Below are 257 nucleotides of genomic sequence, written 5' to 3'. Positions count from 1 at the left end.
ACAAACTGGACTCATGTAAACAATTTGGTCTGAACCATCAGGATGGAGAATATAACGAAATAAAGCAGCCGGAACATTTTGAATGAGTTGTTTGAATTGAGCATCACTTTGTTTTAGGTTTTCTTCTACAAGGCGACGTTTAATCAGTTCTTTTTTCAAGCGGTGATTGGCAAGAATAATGATGATAATAATGCCAAGGATGCTAATGACGACGACAGCGGTAATTGCTTCTTCGACCCAAGGGGAACGAACAATGG

The 257-nt window shown here is 39.3% G+C and carries 1 protein-coding gene; it reads right to left on the bottom strand.

Annotation, left to right across the window (positions count from 1 at the left end; all coding sequences use genetic code 11):
* Window positions 1-257, bottom strand: a 257-nt coding sequence (locus tag R0J92_RS24515; protein WP_411053601.1) for a hypothetical protein, incomplete at both ends; no start/stop codon positions are given.

It is taken from the genome of Tritonibacter sp. SIMBA_163 (assembly GCF_046535935.1).
Taxonomy (GTDB): domain Bacteria; phylum Pseudomonadota; class Alphaproteobacteria; order Rhodobacterales; family Rhodobacteraceae; genus Epibacterium; species Epibacterium scottomollicae.
The sequence above is the reverse complement of the archived record's forward strand: the minus strand, read 5'-3'. Positions and strand labels throughout refer to the sequence as shown.